The 1574-nt window shown below is 37.3% G+C and carries 3 protein-coding genes and 1 pseudogene; 1 reads left to right on the forward strand and 3 read right to left on the reverse strand.

Annotation, left to right across the window (positions count from 1 at the left end):
* Positions 1 to 118: 118 nt before the first annotated feature.
* The 3 genes from R3333_RS14550 to R3333_RS14560 are packed head-to-tail and all read right to left on the reverse strand — an operon-like array spanning position 119 to position 1210.
* Entirely contained in the window at positions 119 to 502 is a 384-nt protein-coding gene (locus tag R3333_RS14550) for an N-acyl amino acid synthase FeeM domain-containing protein (protein WP_318959484.1), read from the reverse strand.
* On the reverse strand, positions 471 to 836 hold the full coding sequence (locus R3333_RS14555; protein ID WP_318959485.1) for an N-acyl amino acid synthase FeeM domain-containing protein: 366 nt from the start codon (positions 834 to 836) through the stop codon (positions 471 to 473). The genes R3333_RS14550 and R3333_RS14555 overlap by 32 nt, the downstream gene beginning before the upstream one ends.
* Before the next feature lie 20 nt (positions 837 to 856).
* A complete protein-coding gene (locus tag R3333_RS14560; RefSeq protein WP_318959486.1) occupies positions 857 to 1210 on the reverse strand; it encodes a 4Fe-4S dicluster domain-containing protein in 354 nt (117 codons plus the stop codon).
* Between the two features lie 113 nt (positions 1211 to 1323).
* Between R3333_RS14560 and R3333_RS14565 the strand changes: the two are divergent.
* Positions 1324 to 1574 (forward strand): annotated as a pseudogene (locus R3333_RS14565) (hypothetical protein); the annotation flags it as partial.

The raw sequence follows: 1574 nt of genomic DNA on the forward strand, positions 1-1574 counted from the left end.
AAAAACTCGTCGCCTTCAAAGCTCAACCGCTTTGCTTTCTCCAGTTTTTCTAAATCAAAAACCTCCAGGCTTTCCAGTACTACCGCTCATGCGATACCCAGGTGTTTTCATCTATTTTCTATACTACAGAACACACATGGTGTTTTGTCCATTTTTCGGGTAAATCTTCGTAGGCTACTCCCATAAGTACCACTTCTTTTTGTTCGGGGAGTATCTCTACGTTATCATCTTCACCTTTAGCCAAAGGTTTTAAGTGGAATAATTTTTCATAGATACGGGCATGTTTTGGTGCAAAAGTGAACAGAATGTAGTCTACTTCCTTCTCATAAACAATATCTGTGGCTTTTTGTATGAGTGTAAAAAGCAATTGAAAATTGTTGGAGTAGTCAAGATGTATGGCATTTCTACATGTATACGCTAACTTATTGCTCATCTCACGTAATTGTTCTACATTTTGATGAAAGCAAGCATTATCTACAGGTAACCCCCCTTTTGCTGTCAAGGGTTATGGAAATGGTTCCTATGGATTTTCCTTCCTTTTTTGCCGCAATAATATAGGTCTGATCACACCTGTCAAAATGAGGATGATGTATTACGCGTGTGTCTTCTTTCACTTCAATTAATCCAGCTCTTAAATAGCTTTCATAGGTTAGTGCGTAAATTTCATCTAATTCCTCTTCCTTCGTAACTCGTACTAAATCTACCCTTCCATTGTTCTCAATTTTAAAGTAGTATGTACACAGAAAAGTGTAAAACCAGAATTGGTCTTTTGAGAATAAGGTAAGTGGAGGTTGGATTGTGATAAAAAAAAAGGGCTCCTTAAAAGAAGCCCTCATTCAAGTTTATATTTAATAACTTATTCACCTAAGTGCATAAAATCTTTCTTCGCTAATAATTCGTCTTCAGACTCTTCGAAATCTGGATCGTCAACACAACAGTCAACAGGACAAACAGCAGCACACTGAGGCTCATCGTGGAAACCAACACACTCCGTACACTTATCCGTTACGATGTAGTATACGTCCATGTCTTTTGGTTCGTGGTCTTGATCGGCTTCTATTTCTTCTCCGTCAAGCGTCGTAATTATACCTGCTAAAGATGTACCGTCTGCATAATTCCATTCAGCTCCACCTTCGTATATTGCATTATTCGGACATTCCGGCTCACATGCTCCGCAATTGATGCACTCATCCGTAATCATTATTGCCATTCTCTTGTATTTTTTAAACGTTAAAACGTAAGTTTGCAAATATAAAACGAAGCAGGCGTATATTTGGTTCGTTTTTGAAAAATATTTGTAAAATATTCATTGTTGAGAACAATATGACAATAGAACAGCGTATAAAAGCTTTTGTAGCCTTAGGAAAGGTAATGCAACATTTAGGAGAAGGAAAAGATTGGGAAAGCACAGACATAGGGCTTACCGCGAGCGAATACGAGAAAATTCAACGCATTATTAATACCCAAATTCATCACAATGGATGGTTTTCAAAAGATAATATTCAAACGAGTTTAAGAAATTTGGCTTCCATGTTAACCGAAGAAGGTTTAACAGCATGGGTCAATAAATACGA

This window comes from Lishizhenia sp., from assembly GCF_033720595.1.
Classification (GTDB): domain Bacteria; phylum Bacteroidota; class Bacteroidia; order Flavobacteriales_D; family Crocinitomicaceae; genus Lishizhenia.